14 protein-coding genes are annotated in these 14,411 nt (G+C 60.1%); 6 read left to right on the forward strand and 8 right to left on the reverse strand.

Annotated features, from left to right (window positions below; genetic code table 11):
- Window positions 1-129: 129 nt before the first annotated feature.
- From HHL24_RS13770 to HHL24_RS13795, 6 genes are all read right to left on the reverse strand, one after another.
- A complete protein-coding gene (locus HHL24_RS13770) occupies window positions 130-1,722 on the reverse strand; it encodes a 5-guanidino-2-oxopentanoate decarboxylase (protein ID WP_169486011.1) in 1,593 nt (530 codons plus the stop codon).
- A 67-nt stretch (window positions 1,723-1,789) separates the two neighbouring features.
- Window positions 1,790-2,182 carry a MarC family protein gene (locus HHL24_RS13775; RefSeq protein WP_230417450.1) on the reverse strand — a complete coding sequence of 131 codons (393 nt, stop codon included), beginning with the start codon at window positions 2,180-2,182 and terminating at the stop codon, window positions 1,790-1,792.
- A 2-nt stretch (window positions 2,183-2,184) separates the two neighbouring features.
- A complete protein-coding gene (locus tag HHL24_RS13780; RefSeq protein ID WP_407947504.1) occupies window positions 2,185-3,156 on the reverse strand; it encodes an electron transfer flavoprotein subunit alpha/FixB family protein in 972 nt (323 codons plus the stop codon).
- Window positions 3,157-3,185: 29 nt separating this feature from the next.
- Entirely contained in the window at window positions 3,186-3,935 is a 750-nt protein-coding gene (locus HHL24_RS13785) for an electron transfer flavoprotein subunit beta/FixA family protein (RefSeq protein ID WP_169486122.1), read from the reverse strand.
- Window positions 3,936-3,964: 29 nt separating this feature from the next.
- Window positions 3,965-4,693, reverse strand: coding sequence for an NAD(P)H-dependent oxidoreductase (locus tag HHL24_RS13790; protein ID WP_169486012.1), 729 nt, complete (start codon window positions 4,691-4,693; stop codon window positions 3,965-3,967).
- A 28-nt stretch (window positions 4,694-4,721) separates the two neighbouring features.
- Window positions 4,722-4,877: an ATP-binding cassette domain-containing protein gene (locus tag HHL24_RS13795; RefSeq protein ID WP_169486013.1), complete on the reverse strand. Its 156-nt coding sequence runs from the start codon at window positions 4,875-4,877 to the stop codon at window positions 4,722-4,724.
- Window positions 4,878-5,146: 269 nt separating this feature from the next.
- Between HHL24_RS13795 and HHL24_RS13800 the strand changes: the two genes are divergently transcribed.
- The 3 genes from HHL24_RS13800 (at window position 5,147) to HHL24_RS13810 (ending at window position 9,340) form a co-directional block, all read left to right on the forward strand.
- Entirely contained in the window at window positions 5,147-5,935 is a 789-nt protein-coding gene (locus HHL24_RS13800) for an enoyl-CoA hydratase/isomerase family protein (RefSeq protein WP_169486014.1), read from the forward strand.
- Between the two features lie 3 nt (window positions 5,936-5,938).
- Entirely contained in the window at window positions 5,939-7,096 is a 1,158-nt protein-coding gene (locus HHL24_RS13805) for an acyl-CoA dehydrogenase family protein (RefSeq protein ID WP_169486015.1), read from the forward strand.
- Between the two features lie 117 nt (window positions 7,097-7,213).
- On the forward strand, window positions 7,214-9,340 hold the full coding sequence (locus tag HHL24_RS13810; RefSeq protein ID WP_169486016.1) for an acetate--CoA ligase family protein: 2,127 nt from the start codon (window positions 7,214-7,216) through the stop codon (window positions 9,338-9,340).
- A gap of 58 nt (window positions 9,341-9,398) precedes the next feature.
- Here HHL24_RS13810 and HHL24_RS45050 read toward each other — a convergent pair whose 3' ends face one another.
- Window positions 9,399-9,596: an FAD-linked oxidase C-terminal domain-containing protein gene (locus HHL24_RS45050; RefSeq protein ID WP_169486017.1), complete on the reverse strand. Its 198-nt coding sequence runs from the start codon at window positions 9,594-9,596 to the stop codon at window positions 9,399-9,401.
- A gap of 419 nt (window positions 9,597-10,015) precedes the next feature.
- Here HHL24_RS45050 and HHL24_RS13820 point away from each other — a divergent pair, with 419 nt between their 5' ends.
- Both HHL24_RS13820 and HHL24_RS13825 read left to right on the forward strand, forming a co-directional pair.
- On the forward strand, window positions 10,016-10,585 hold the full coding sequence (locus HHL24_RS13820) for a thioesterase family protein (RefSeq protein WP_169486018.1): 570 nt from the start codon (window positions 10,016-10,018) through the stop codon (window positions 10,583-10,585).
- 14 nt (window positions 10,586-10,599) lie between these two features.
- Window positions 10,600-12,084 carry an aldehyde dehydrogenase gene (locus tag HHL24_RS13825; RefSeq protein ID WP_169486019.1) on the forward strand — a complete coding sequence of 495 codons (1,485 nt, stop codon included), beginning with the start codon at window positions 10,600-10,602 and terminating at the stop codon, window positions 12,082-12,084.
- Window positions 12,085-12,205: 121 nt separating this feature from the next.
- Here the strand turns inward: HHL24_RS13825 and HHL24_RS45055 are convergent, their stop codons facing one another.
- On the reverse strand, window positions 12,206-12,520 hold the full coding sequence (locus tag HHL24_RS45055) for a DUF3138 family protein (protein ID WP_169486020.1): 315 nt from the start codon (window positions 12,518-12,520) through the stop codon (window positions 12,206-12,208).
- A 186-nt stretch (window positions 12,521-12,706) separates the two neighbouring features.
- On the opposite strand from HHL24_RS45055, the gene HHL24_RS13835 reads away from it, so the two are divergent.
- The gene (locus HHL24_RS13835) at window positions 12,707-14,284 is read left to right on the forward strand and encodes a PucR family transcriptional regulator (protein WP_169486021.1); all 1,578 of its coding nucleotides are present in this window, start codon (window positions 12,707-12,709) and stop codon (window positions 14,282-14,284) included.
- Window positions 14,285-14,411 lie beyond the last annotated feature (127 nt).

The raw sequence follows: 14,411 nt of genomic DNA on the forward strand, positions 1-14,411 counted from the left end.
GCCAGTCGACCGGCTGGGTAAAAAAACCGCCGTCCCAAATTTTTCCGGGAGGCGGTTTTTTTAACGCCGGGGCGCCCCGATCCTCCGTCATGGGCCCAGCGGCGTCTCAGCAATAGCGGCTCGGCGGACTCAAGCGGCCGCGATTTCGATCAGTGAGGGCACCGTTTGCTGCATCGCGCGTGCGAGTGCATCAGCCAGCGGCGTGCCTTCGTCGAGTCGCTCGGCGGCCCACCCGTAGGCTTGCGCAATCGCAACAAAATCGGGGGTATGCAAATCGACTCCGATCGGTTCGACCTGGCGATTGAGCATCGCGCTTTTTATTTCACCGTAGCCACCATTGTTAAGCAACAGCACGATTACGCGCGCCTTATGTTGCGCCGCCGTGCCGAGTTCGCCCAAAGTGAACTGAAAACCGCCATCGCCCGCGAGACACACCACAGGACGGGTGGCATCGCCAAGACTCGCGCCGATGGCGGCAGGCAGGCCGTAACCGAGCGAGCCGAATCCCACCGATGCGTTGAACCACGAACGCGGGCGCGGCGCTGCATAGCCAACATTGCCCGAGTACACAAAGCGCGTGGAATCGCCGACGATGCTCGCGTTCGGCAAAGCCTGTCTGACACAAGCCAGCACGTCGAGATCACGGCGCGTGACGGCATCGAGCTCGCGCTCGCCAGCGGCACGGCACTCCGCCACGCGGGCCGCCCCATTGCCGCGGTGTTCAGGCGCCGACCACGCCTGAAGCAGCGCCGCTAGCGTCTCGCCGACGTCGCCCAGCATGGGCAGCGTCGGCGCCGCGTTGCGAAAGAGCTGCTGGGCGTCGATGTCGATACGCAACAGGTTCGCTGGCGGCACAAAACTGCCGTCCGCGTAAAGATCGTAGTCGGTCGGTCCGAGCTCAGTGCCGAGCGCGACAATCAGATCGCTCTCGCGCATCAAGGTGCGCACTGCCTGGCTCGATCCTGACAGCGAGATACCGAGTCCATGTTCTGGTGGCAGGATGCCGCGTCCGTTGATTGTCATGACGACGGGCGCATCGAGCGCTTGTGCAAAGCGCTCCACTTCTTCAGCCGCGGCCAGTGCCCCGCCGCCCGCAAGAATCAACGGCGCACGCGCCTTGCCGATGAGTTCGAGCGCCGCCTCGATCGCGCGCGGCGCGGCCGGTCCCGCACTCACACGCGGCGGTGCGGCGGGGATAGCGGGCAGATCCCGCGCCGAAGCGCTAATGACGTCGAGCGGCAACTCGATATGCACCGGGCGCGGCCTTCCACTTGAGAACACCGCGAACGCACGCGCCACCACCTGCGGCAATTCCTCGGCAAGCGTGACCGTATGACTGAATTCTGCCAAGCCGCTAGTGAGCAGCCGCTGGTCGGGCAATTCATGCAGATGACCATTACCGGAGCCGAGATGCCCCAACCGATTGACGCTGGAGATCACTAGCATCGGGATTGAATCGGCATAAGCCTGCGCCATCGCCGTGGCGATATTGGTCACGCCAGGGCCGGTGATCACGAAGCACACGCCGGGACGGCCCGTCGCTCGTGCGTAGCCGTCCGCCATGAAACCCAACCCCTGTTCATGGCGCGCCGTGATATGACGTACGGTGCTTCCGGAAAGTCCACGGTACAAGTCGATCGTATGAACGCCTGGAATGCCGAAGACGGTGTCCACGCCGTATGCCGCGAGGAGTTCTACCAGATACATGCCCACTGTTTTCATGCCATTTCATCCATCAGTCTGGAGGCCGGTTCGATCCGATGTTCCGGTGTGAATCATTGTTTGACGCTCACGAAGCAAGACCAGGCAATAGTTCGCCTATGCCCTTCGCCAGCATCTCAATAGAACTGCGCCATTGCGCGTATTCCAGTTTGACCGTTCCGCCGCGCCGCTCATCGTTATTGGTACCGCGCATCATCGGAATTGACCACAGGCAAAGCACGAGGCCACCCGTCAATGTCAGCGCGCCGAGGGTCAAGCCAAGCATCCGCAGCAAAAACTGGCCGCCCCAAACCGCACCTACCATTAAGGCCCCAATCCAGGCGAACAGCCGCCATGCAATTTGCCGCTGCGTCGAATCGGGAAAATGTCCGGTCACGGACGCATACATCGGCATCGCTACCGGTGGGCAAAAGAGCGTGAGGAGCCCCGTGATAAAGATCAGTACGTCGCTAGACGTCATGGTCATCGCGTTTGGCTCAATTGCACGCCCAGTTCCGGCACGACTGCGAACAGGTCTCCGACCAATCCATAATCGGCGACGCTGAAAATCGGCGCTTCCGGGTCCTTGTTGATTGCCACGATCACCTTCGAGTCCTTCATGCCGGCCAGATGCTGGATCGCACCCGAGATGCCGACTGCAACGTACAGCTGCGGCGCGACGATCTTGCCGGTCTGGCCGACCTGATAGTCATTCGGTACGAAGCCCGCATCGACGGCTGCGCGCGATGCGCCCAGCGCGGCGTTCAGCTTGTCGGCCAGCGGCTCAAGCACCTTCGTGTAGTTCTCGCCGTTGCCCAGACCGCGGCCACCCGACACGATGATCTTCGCCGACGTCAGTTCCGGACGGTCGAGCTTCGTGACTTCACGGCTCACGAATTGCGACAGGCCTGTGTCGGCTGCCGCTTCGATCCTTTCGACCGTTGCGCTTCCGCCTTCAGCTGCGACCGGATCGAAACCAGTTGTGCGGATCGTGATGACCTTGATCGTGTCTGCCGATTGAACGGTTGCGATTGCGTTGCCGGCGTAGATCGGGCGCTCGAACGTATCGGCGCTAACCACTGCCGTGATCTCACTGATCTGTGCGACGTCCAGCGTCGCGGCGATACGCGGCGCGATGTTCTTGCCGTAAGCAGTCGCCGGCGCGAGGATGTGCGTGTAGGCCTTCGCGATGTTCAGAACCGTTGCTTCGACGATTTCTGCCAAACCTGCTGCCAGTTGCGGCGCGTCGGCCAACAACACCTTGCTCACGCCTGTAATCTTCGCTGCCGCATCCGCGGCGGCTTGCGCGTTATGACCCGCAACCAGCACGTGAATATCGCCACCAATCTGCTGTGCGGCTGCAATCGTATTCAGCGTCGCGGCCTTGATCGACGCGTTGCCCCCCAAGGGGGCTTCCTTCGGGGCGTCGTGTTCTGCTATTACAAGACTAACCAGATTCGTCATTTTTATCTCTCAGGTCCTAACTACAACACCTTGGCTTCGGTCTTCAACTTCTCGACCAGCGTCTTCGCATCGGGCACCTTCACACCGGCGGTGCGCTTCGGCGGCTCGACGACCTTCAACGTCTTCAGGCGCGGCGTCACCTCAACGCCGAGGTGTTCCGGCGTGACGATTTCCAGCGGCTTTTTCTTCGCCTTCATGATGTTGGGCAGCGTCACGTAGCGCGGCTCGTTCAGGCGCAGATCGGTCGTAATCACAGCCGGCAATGTTAGCGACAGCGTTTCCGCACCACCGTCCACTTCACGCGACACCGTAGCCTTGCCGTCAGCGACGACAACCTTCGACGCGAAGGTAGCTTGCGGCAGGTTCGCCAGTGCAGCCAGCATCTGGCCGGTCTGGTTCGAATCGTCGTCGATGGCCTGCTTGCCGAGAACGATCAGCGAAGGCTGCTCTTTATCAACCAGCGCCTTCAGCAGCTTGGCAACCGCCAGCGGCTGCAACTCTTCAGACGACTCGATCAGGATCGCGCGATCCGCGCCGATTGCCAGCGCCGTGCGCAGCGTTTCCTGCGCCTGTGTCACGCCGCAAGAGACAGCGATCACTTCGGTCGCTACACCTGCTTCCCTCAGACGAACGGCTTCTTCAACCGCGATTTCGTCGAACGGATTCATCGACATCTTCACGTTCGCGATGTCGACGCCCGTGCCGTCCGATTTCACCCGCACTTTCACGTTGTAATCCGTCACCCGTTTCACCGCCACCATCAGTTTCATACTCATTTTCACTGTCCCCGTTCGTCGACTCAGTTCTGCTCCGTGACCTGCGGATCGCGCACACGCGGGGCCATTTCCGCATCGAAATCATCGAGTGACGGGAAAGACAACGGCTTAAGCTGATCGAGTTTCGTTAGATAGTCGCCGTAACGACCAAGCATCGCCTCGCGTTCGCCCGGCGTAATGTAAGGCACGTGATATGCAACGAACGATGGCAACACATCGAACCCCGCGTAACCGAGCGTACCGCGCAGCATATGACGCAACATCAGATCCATCTCTCCATGGACGCCGTGTGCATCGAACATGAAATCGCGGCCGCCGCAGGTATAAGCCAGCAACGCACGCTTGCCGCGCATTCCACCGCGGTCATAAAACCGCTGTCCGCCGTAAACCTTGCCCGATACAAGCACGCGATCGAGCCAGCCTTTCATGATGGCCGGCACCGAGCACCAGAAAAGCGGAAAGCTGAAGATGATCAGATCACAGACCAGTAGCTTGTCGAGTTCGGTGCGAATGTCCGGCGCGATAGCGCCAGCTGCGACGTTTTCCCGTTGTTCGAGCGCGTAGACCAGATAATCGCTATTCTTGCGCACGCCGAAATCGGTAGCACTCGCCACCGGATTCCAGTTCATCGCGTACAGGTCCGACACCATCACTTCATGCCCGTGCGCCTGCAATGTTTCCACTGCATGACATTGCATCGAAGCGGTAAAGGACTGCGGCTCGGGATGAGCGTGAACGATCAATACCTTCATGTTGGGTAATTCTCCAAAGCACCTGAATTCAAAGATCGCCGACCGCACGTTTGCGGGTCAGCGACAAGGCAATCACACTGCAACTCGCCAGCAGCAACAGCGTTGTCTTTCCCGAACCGGAGGGACCGAGAATAATTAGAAACTCGCCACGCGGAATACCAATGGCGGTTTCCCGCACCGCCATCACCCTGCATTAGCTCTTTGACACACGGTCGATCATCAGCCCGGTGCCGCTCAAAACCCGGCTTGTGCTCATCCGCGCCACCGGCGAGCGCCACGCAGCGGCGTCGTTAATATTGCATGAGCTGCTTCCAGCCTTCGTCTCCCCGCCATCTCCCGATTTGGGTTGAACGTTCATTTAATTGAATTTATACTATACCGAAATGCGGCCTGCAAGTAGCGCTGACCCTTGCTGGCTATCAGATACAACCACGAAGGAGACATGCGATCACTATGACAATCGAAGACATTCATGTCGAGCAACGTAACGGTGTCAGAACCATTCGTCTCGACCGTCCAGCTAAACGCAATTCGCTGGCACGCCCTCATCTGGACGTTCTGCGCGAATTACTCGTCAGTTATGCAAAGGATCCGTCAGTGCGGTGCCTGGTGATTACCGGAACCGGGAAAGCTTTCTGTGCAGGCGCAGATGTGGACGAATGGGCCCAGGCTGAAGCCCGCGGCGAGCTGGACACTTACGGCTGGACCGATAAGGCGCATGCTCTGGTGCAGGCGCTAGCGGCCTTTCCGCGCCCCACCGTGGCTGCCATCAACGGCTCGGCCGTCGGCGCCGGCACGGACATCGGTTTCGCCTGCGATTTCCGGATCGCCAGCGCATCGGCCTCGTTGCGATGCGGGTACACCGGGATGGGCTACAGCCCCGACATGGGAGGCACCTGGTTTTTGCCGCGCATCGCAAGGCCGGATGTGGCAAAACGCTTCATCTTTCTGAACGAGCGCTGGTCGGCGCAGGACGCCTGCGCCGCCGGGCTCGTCTCCGAAGTGATCGAGGACAGCGCCTTTCAGGAACATGTCGGTCGCTTTGCCGACCGGCTCGCGAGCGGCCCGAGTGTCGCATTCGATCACGCAAAGGCCTTGCTCGCCGCTTCGTTGTCCGCCACGCTGGCAGAACAACTGGAGCGCGAGATGGCAGCCGGCGTCGCTTGCGGACATAGCGAGGATGGTCAGGAAGCACTGCGCGCGTCGATTGAAGGACGCGCCCCACTGTTTGCAGGGAGATAATTCATGGATTTTTCGCTGACCCACGAGCAGGACATGCTGGTCTCGTCGCTACGCACTTTCGTTGAGAAAGAATTGCAGCCTCACGAATTCGCAGTGGATCGCGCGGACGAAGTTCCGCCGGAGCTGGCCGCCTCAATTCGCAAGAAAGCCATCGAGCTCGGCTTCTATGCCTTCAACATGCCGGACAGCGTCGGCGGCGCAGGACTCGACTTCCTGACGCAGGCGCTCGTCGAGCGCGAGCTGGGTCGCACGAGTTGGGCGCTGCATGTGTTCGTCGGCCGTCCGAGCAAAATTCTGATGGCCTGCAAAGGCGACCAGATCGAGCGTTACCTGAAGCCAACAGTGCGCGGCGAACTGGTGGACTGCTTCGCGCTGACCGAACCGGGCGCCGGGTCTGACGCGATGGGCATTCGCACCCACGCGGTCCGCGACGGCGGCGACTACGTCATTAATGGCAGCAAGCACTTCATCAGCCACGCTGAAACCGCGGACTATGTGATTCTCTTCGCGGTCACCGGTGAAGAGGAATTCCGCGGACGCAAACGCAAACAGGTAACCTGCTTTCTGATCGACAAGGGTACGCCTGGCATGACGATGCATCGCGGGCCGCATTGCACGAGTCTGCGCGGCTATCACCAGTCGGAGATCTTCTTCACGGATTGCCGCGTCAGCGCACAGCAAATACTTGGCGAAGAGCACCGCGGTTTCGAACTGGCGAGCGAGTGGTTGACGGCCGGCCGCGTGATGGTTGCCGCGAACAATATCGGCCGTGCGCAACGGGCCTTTGAAATGGCCGCGGAATGGGCTGCCACGCGACAGCAGTTCGGCAAGCGCATCGGCGAATTCCAGGGCACGTCGTTCAAGCTCGCCGACATGGCGACGGAAATTCGCGCCGCGGAACTCGTGGCACTCTTTACCGCCGACAAACTCGACAAGGGCACCATGACCGATGGCGATGCCGCGCTCGCCAAGCTCCTCGCGACAGAAACACTCGGCCGCGTCACGGACCATGCCGTTCAGATCTACGGCGGAATGGGCTTGATGGACGAACTGCCGATCGAACGCTTTTGGCGCGACGCGCGCATCGAGCGCATCTGGGAAGGCACTTCGGAGATTCAGCGGCATATCCTCTCGAAGGAAATCCTCAGAAGGTATAGCTAACGCCGGAGTGCTTGCGGCTGGCGCGGTATCGTGCGCACACCTGCACGATATCGCGCTACCAACAAAAATGCAGGGTGCGCATTGCAGTCGCGCCCTCAATCATTCAAGAGACATGCCATGGGACACACTCCCGCCACCGCGAGCCGCGACGCGCTGCGGGCCGCGAATCTGCGCCGCCTTCTCAATCCCGCGAGCATCGCGTTTATCGGTGGCCGCAGCATCGCCGGCGCAGTGCAGCGCTGCCGCGACTTCGGCTTTACCGGCGATATCTACCTTGTCAATCCGACCCACGCCGAAATCGACGGCGTCCGCTGCTACGCGAGCATCACCGAACTACCCTCTGCGCCTGACGCGGTATTCGTCGCGGTGCCGGCTGCACAGACGGTCGGCGTCGTGCGCGATCTCGCCGCGCGCGGAGCCGGCGGTGCAGTCGCGTATGCATCGGGCTTTTCGGAAATGGGAGGGGACGGCGCCGCCTTGCAAGCCAGCCTGCTCGAAGCCGCCGGCGACATGGCCGTGCTCGGTCCGAACTGTTACGGATTACTTAACGGCCTGAACGGCAGCGCGCTGTGGCCGGTCGCGCATGGCGCCGCGCGTGTCGATGAAGGCGTGGCCGTCATCACGCAAAGCGGCAATCTCGCGTACAACCTCTCGATGAGCAGCCGCACGGTGCCCTTCGCGTATCTCGTGAGCGTGGGCAATCAGGCAATGGTCGACGTGGCCCTGCTGATCGATGCGTTTCTCGACAACCCCAAGGTCCGCGCCATCGGCGTCCATCTGGAAGGACTCAAGAACGTCCATGCGTTTAGCGCTGCGGCCGCCCGCGCCCTGGCGCGAGGTGTGCCGATCGTCGCGCTCAAGAGCGGCGTATCGAAGCTCGGCGCGCAACTCGCGCTTAGCCACACAAGCTCGCTCGCGGGCTCCGACGCGTTGTACGACGCGCTCTTCAAACGGCTCGGCATCATCCGCGTCAAGGATCCTGTCAGTCTCGTGGAAACGTTGAAATTCCTGTCGCTAGGCGGCGTGCCGAAAAACGGCAAACTCGCGGCGCTCGCGACGTCCGGCGGCGACGCGGGTCTCGTCGCCGATCTCGCGGAAACACACGGCATCGAGTTTCCGCCTGTCAGCGCACAAGGTCGGGCCACGCTGCAACAGGTATTGCCGGCTTACGCGAACATCGCCAACCCGCTCGACTTCACGACCACGCCGTGGGGCAATCCGGACGCGATGCGCGTCTGCTGCGACGCCTTGCTGAGCGATGGACCGGGCGCGGCAGCCATGATTCTGGACTACCCCAAAGAAAGCACCGGCGAGCGCCCCGATTGTGATATCGCCGCCCACGCGTTCGCCGATTCGGCTCGCCGGCATGGTGTAATCGGCGCAATCATTTCGGTGTTCCCCGATCTGACTCCGCCCGAACATGCCGCGCAAATGGCGGCTGCCGGCGTCGCGCCCTTGCAGGGACTCTCCGACGGTATCGCGGCGATCGGTGCGGCGATGTGGTACGGCGCCACACGCTCACGCATTCTCGAAGCGGACAGCCTCTCAGCGCTGCCGGTGCTGCAAGCAGGCCAGGGCACGGGATCGAGCCGCCTGTACGACGAATGGGACAGCAAGCGCATGCTCGCGGAGTACGGATTGACGGTGCCCGCGAGCGAACGGGTGGCGCCCGCCAATGCACCCGCAGCGGCCCAACGGCTAGGCTTTCCGGTATGCGTGAAGATCGTGAGCGAGCAGCTCCCACACAAAACCGAAGCCGGCGCGGTGGCGCTCAAACTGGATTCGCCGCAAGCCGTCGCGCAGGCAGTCGAGCGCATGACGCAAAGCGTTGCGCAGTATGCGCCGGAGGTGAAGGTTGAGCGCATTCTGGTTGAGCGCATGGCAGGCGCCACGATTCTGGAACTGATCGTCGGCATCAAGCGTGAGGAGGATTTCGGGCTGGCGCTCGTGCTTGGCAGCGGCGGTGTGCTCGTTGAACTGATCCGCGATACGGCGACCCTGCTGTTGCCCGTTCGTGAAGAAGACGTGCGCGCGGCGTTGCTGGGTCTGAAACTCGCCCCGCTCCTCACCGGCTATCGGGGCGGCCCGCATGCCGATCTCGATGCTGTCGTGCACAACGTCATGGCGATTGCCCGATTCGCGCAGGCGCACGCAGACAGGTTGATGGAACTCGATGTCAATCCGCTGTTGGTGCTCGAACACGACGCCGTGGCGGTGGATGCGTTGATCCGTCTTGACGCTTGATGCAATGCCGCTTGCCCGCTTTGACCTGCTTCGTCAAAGCGGGCAAGCGGCCAACATCTCAGACGACCAGACCCTGATAGAGAAGACAGAGCGGATCCAAGGCGCGCTTGAGCCGATCCATTGCTTCGATTTTCTCCTGGCTGCCGGAGCAGTCAAGCCGCGCGCGTTTGTGTACGCCAATGGCGTGGGCGTGCTCCGCTGGAATGGAACCGCCCGCAGCACTCGCCTCTCCATAAACGACACCTCCGCATGTCAACGCGCGCGGTGATCTGGTTGCGGCTCTGAGACGGCGTAAAGCTATAACCGATCACCACATCGACGCCCCCGGATGCATGCATCCAATCCACTGCCGCATACATGTCAGTCATTTTGGACACTAGATAGTGTGTGCCAAACGCCACTTCATGCCAGCGATGTCTCTCGATATCTGATCGTGCGATGGAGTCCGAGGGTAAGCAATACTGAACGATTTTTCAATATTAATCGAATCGACAACATATCAGTGTTTGCATGGGAGTACTCTTTCCGAAGTTGAAAAAACGTTCAACTCGATCTACCATCCGGATGTTGATGCGTTAGCGATCTTGTGAAACGTGACGGACAGCCATTCAACACACTGTCTCGCGCATCGCTCGGGCTCAGTCGAAACCACCCTATGTTGGGAGCGCAACTCACATGAACAACAAGGATGCTGCATCTGTGCATCAGCTACGGTCTGCTTATGAAGGACAAAAGACAGAGGCGTTCGATCTGAACGCCGCGGTTGCCAAACCGCTCGAACTGCATCGGTGCACGGTAAAACCGGAATGGGTCGACTACAACCGCCACATGAGCGAGTCGTGCTATTTGCTCGTGTTCGGCGACAACAGCGACGCGTTCTTCCGGTACTTCGGTGTTGACGACGACTACCGCTCAGGCGGTCATTCGATCTATACGGCAGAAACGCATATACGCCACCTCCGCGAAGTGGCGCTCGGCGAGCCATTGCGCTTAACGCTGCGTCTACTCGACTTCGACCACAAGCGGCTCCATATCTTCCACGAGATGGTTCACGCGGCAAGCGACACATTGCTAGCCACTGCGGAGCAACTGCTTATGCACGTGGATATGAAAGCAGGACGTACAGCGCCTTTTCCGCTCGAACTGCAAACGCGGCTCGACGTGATCCGGACGGCACACGCACAAGACCCACGCCCCGCCGATGCGGGACGAGTCATTGCAATCAACCATAGCCACCCTACCTGACGAAAGACGAGAATATGACGCGCGAATCATGGAGTACCCAGGCCGCCCAACTCTGCATTGAAGGCCGCGCCTTCATCGACGGTAAACTCAGCGATGCGCACGACAGCGCGACGTTTGCTTGCACCAGCCCGATCGATGGGCGCATGCTCGCCCAAGTGGCACGTTGCGGCGAAGAGGAGGTGAATCAGGCGGTTCGCGCCGCGCGGCGCTGCTTCGAAAGCGGCGTATGGCGAGACTTGGAACCTCGCGCGCGCAAGAGCGTACTGCTGCGCTGGGCAGAGCTCGTAGTCCAGCAGGCGGATGAAATTGCCTTGCTCGAAACGCTCGATACAGGCAAGCCGATCGCCGATACCACGAACGTGGACATTCCGTCAGCCGCTTACTGCATCAGCTGGTTTGCGGAAGCCATCGACAAGGTCGGCGGCGAGGTGGCGCCCACCAGCACGCATCTGCTGGGGCTGGTGACGCGTGAACCGGTGGGCGTCGTAGCTGCCGTCGTTCCGTGGAATTTTCCAGCACTCATCGCGATATGGAAATGTGCACCGGCACTCGCATGCGGCAATAGCGTCGTGCTCAAACCGTCGGAGAAATCGCCGTTGAGTGCAATCCGGCTGGCCCAACTCGCCATCGAAGCCGGACTGCCGCCGGGCGCGCTCAACGTTGTGCCTGGGTTCGGAGACACAGGACAGGCGCTTGCAACTCATATGGATGTCGACTGCATCGCGTTTACTGGATCGACGGCGGTAGGCCGCAAGATCGCGCGGTACGCCGCCGAATCCAATCTCAAGCGTGCCTGGCTCGAATTGGGCGGCAAGTCGCCTCAGATCGTGCTGCCCGACTGTCCCGATCTCGACCGTGCGGCACGCACGGTCGCCCATGCGGTGTTCTACAACACTGGGCAGATGTGCACAGCAGGTTCGCGCCTGCTGGTCCATCGCGATATCAAAGGCGAGTTCGTCGAACGGGTGCTCGCCGCCGCGCAGGGCTATGCGCCGGGCAATCCACTGTCACCGGATACACGCATGGGCAGCCTGATCGATGCATCGCAAGTCGATCGAGTTTTGAGTTATATCCAGCAGGGGCGCGACGAGGCCACGCTACTGACAGGTGGTCTACGCGCGTTAAACGGCAGCGGCGGTCAATATATCGAACCGACGGTATTCGATTGTCCGCGCGCCGATATCGCTCTCGTGAACGAGGAAATCTTTGGTCCCGTGCTGTCAGTCGTGACGTTCGACTCGCTGGACGAAGCAGTCGCCCTTGCCAACGATACGGTGTACGGGCTCGCCGCATCGGTCTGGAGCGCCGACCTTTCGACTGCACACGAAACGGCACGCCGACTGCGCGCCGGTACCGTGTGGGTCAACTGCTATGAGGAAACCGACAACATGAACTTCCCGTTCGGCGGTTTCAAGGAATCGGGCAACGGTCGCGACAACTCGCTGCACGCATTGGAAAAATACACCGAGTTGAAATCGACCATTGTCAAACTGCGGTGACGGTGCTGTACAGTCGGGCAGTAGGTTTGGGTCGTCGTATTGAACCCGAAACACCGACTGCCCTGTTGCCCAGCGACCGTCGTCGGTTTGGCTGCGGTGAAAATTGCGATCAACGAACTGATTAACCTGTCGACCTCGTCGATTCGACAGACCACGATGCGTCGCAGCAGCGCTGCCAGTAATCTCCACCCGATCTGCACCCTGCTTTCGCTGTCATTCGTCGCAGACGACGCAAGACACGATTGGCAAACCCGAAGCATGTTGTCCACCAGTCCCAGGTGCCGTTGCCTCCGCCGCCATTTCCCTTCTCATTCATAGAGTTGAAACGAAGTGTTGCGCCCATGCGCATCAACAGTTCCATGGGCCATTTACAATGCGCGGCCAAGGACAGGTCATACCATTGAGCAGTACCGCCGCTCAATGCACTGCTCTGCAACTGCCCTAGTCCAGCTGTACATTCAGTTGCACATGGGCCGAAGCTTGAGTCAGATGGCGCCGCGCGACGCAGTACGTCCCCAACCGAGATATTGACCCGGTATTATTTGGCGCCTAACGCCCCCGATGGCCGACGATCGGCGTCGGGATGATCGGTTAAATCGTGCCGAAGCAAGGAGACACAAGGGTGGGATTAACAGTTGAAGAGGCATCCAGTATCGGAGGGATGCGACAAGGACGTCTTCTCGCAGGCAAGAAGGGACTCTCGAACATTGTGAGCCACGTTAACGTGCTCGAGGCCGTTACCGAGGACGATGACCATTGGGATATCCGAAACCACCTGTTCCTGACGACTTTCAACTTTGCAGGCAACGACACAAATCGACAGGTTGAATTAATCAGACAATTGAGCCGAGGCGGATGCGTTGCACTCGTCTTCCAGGTCGGGCTCGTTGCCCCTTTGCGACCGGCGGTTTTGCACGCAGCTGATGAACTCTCGCTTCCGCTTTTTGAACTGCCTTTGAGTGTGGATTACGCAGATATTCTTACCCCGCTCATTTGCGCGGTTCAGGGCGAAAACGGCTATCTCGTCCGCGAAGCAAGCCTCGTTCAGCAACAACTCCTGAAGGAAATGCTGAACGGCGGCGGATTGGGTTCTCTCGTTTCCTTGCTCGCCGGTCATTTTCGAAGGTCAGTGGCTGTAGTTGACAATCGAGGCGTGCTCTATGCATCTTCCGACGATTGGGTCGGTGCCGACGTGATTGCCCATTTGCCGCAGTATGTCGCGCCTGCCAAGACCATCGTCAGAAGGTCTGCCTGGATCACGGCACTTGCCCGCCGGCCCGACATCCCGATCGAGGGATTCCTGATTGTGAATTCTCCCGACGCAGTTGCTCCGTCTGCTCTCGAGGCCGCGATGCTGGATCAGGGCGCTGCGCTTCTGACATTGGAACTCGCCAAGCTTCGGGTAGCAGACGAGACGTACGCCGAGCCTTTCAGAACCTGGATGAGATATCTCTTGGCAGGTGACTTTGAAACTGCTCGAACATTTGCTTCGGCGCAGTCTCTGGACCTCGCGTCTTTGCGTGTGGCAGTGATGTTTCAGCGTGTTCAACCGTCGCAGGAAAGTTGGACATCGGGAGACCCGGAAACGCGTAGCGCCTGGCAGGCGATATATGCGACGGAAGAAAAACCCCTCGTCTTCGAGTGGGAAGGCCGCCTGCTTTGGCTACCGTCTATCGCTCCCAGTGCTTCGCTTGCGGAAGTTCGAATCGCGGTCGATACCAAAGTCCGACGGGTGTGGGACCGGCTGGTAGACAACGGGATTGCCGTATGGCGCATCGCGTCCGGCGCGCCGGTCGGATCCGCTAATCTGCTGCACCAGAGCGTGCAGGATGCCGAGGCCGTGTTTGCACTCGATACACCTGAACATGTCAATGGCCCCGTGGCCTATGACGATGTGGCAATCGACATCCTGTTTCGGCAGATCGTTTCGCAACCGGCCGCGCAAAGGTGGGTGGAGAGCGTTGTCGGAAGACTCGCATCGCACGACCTGCTGCAACGAAGCGAGCTTGTCCTGACGCTCGAGACGTTTTTCGATTCCGGACAGTCTCACAAACTGGCCGCCCATCGTCTAGGTATTCACCCTAAAACGCTCAAGTACCGCCTCGACAAAATAGAACAGATCATGGGCGGCTTACCCATCCGGGATGGCTCGCAGTTCGCATTACATCTCGCCCTGAAGCTGTCCCGGAGTTCTGGCTAACGAGTCAGCTGCGCTGCCGTCGGCACCGCAACCTCACTGGAAGCGCACTATCCCGACGAGATAAACGACCGGCGTTTGGTTACGTATCTTGTCCAATGACCATCTGAATTTGGTGCTCGACTATCAC

The sequence above is a fragment of the Paraburkholderia polaris genome, assembly GCF_012927345.1.
Classification (GTDB): Bacteria; Pseudomonadota; Gammaproteobacteria; order Burkholderiales; family Burkholderiaceae; genus Paraburkholderia; species Paraburkholderia polaris.

Coding starts and splice junctions, on each gene's coding strand:
- HHL24_RS13820 (WP_169486018.1), top strand. CDS start 10,016: ATGAACAACAAGGATGCTGCATCTGTGCATCAGCTACGGTCTGCTTAT.
- HHL24_RS13810 (WP_169486016.1), top strand. CDS start 7,214: ATGGGACACACTCCCGCCACCGCGAGCCGCGACGCGCTGCGGGCCGCG.
- HHL24_RS13795 (WP_169486013.1), bottom strand. CDS start 4,877: ATGGCGGTGCGGGAAACCGCCATTGGTATTCCGCGTGGCGAGTTTCTA.
- HHL24_RS13800 (WP_169486014.1), top strand. CDS start 5,147: ATGACAATCGAAGACATTCATGTCGAGCAACGTAACGGTGTCAGAACC.
- HHL24_RS13775 (WP_230417450.1), bottom strand. CDS start 2,182: ATGACGTCTAGCGACGTACTGATCTTTATCACGGGGCTCCTCACGCTC.
- HHL24_RS13785 (WP_169486122.1), bottom strand. CDS start 3,935: ATGAAACTGATGGTGGCGGTGAAACGGGTGACGGATTACAACGTGAAA.
- HHL24_RS13790 (WP_169486012.1), bottom strand. CDS start 4,693: ATGAAGGTATTGATCGTTCACGCTCATCCCGAGCCGCAGTCCTTTACC.
- HHL24_RS13805 (WP_169486015.1), top strand. CDS start 5,939: ATGGATTTTTCGCTGACCCACGAGCAGGACATGCTGGTCTCGTCGCTA.
- HHL24_RS13770 (WP_169486011.1), bottom strand. CDS start 1,722: ATGAAAACAGTGGGCATGTATCTGGTAGAACTCCTCGCGGCATACGGC.
- HHL24_RS13825 (WP_169486019.1), top strand. CDS start 10,600: ATGACGCGCGAATCATGGAGTACCCAGGCCGCCCAACTCTGCATTGAA.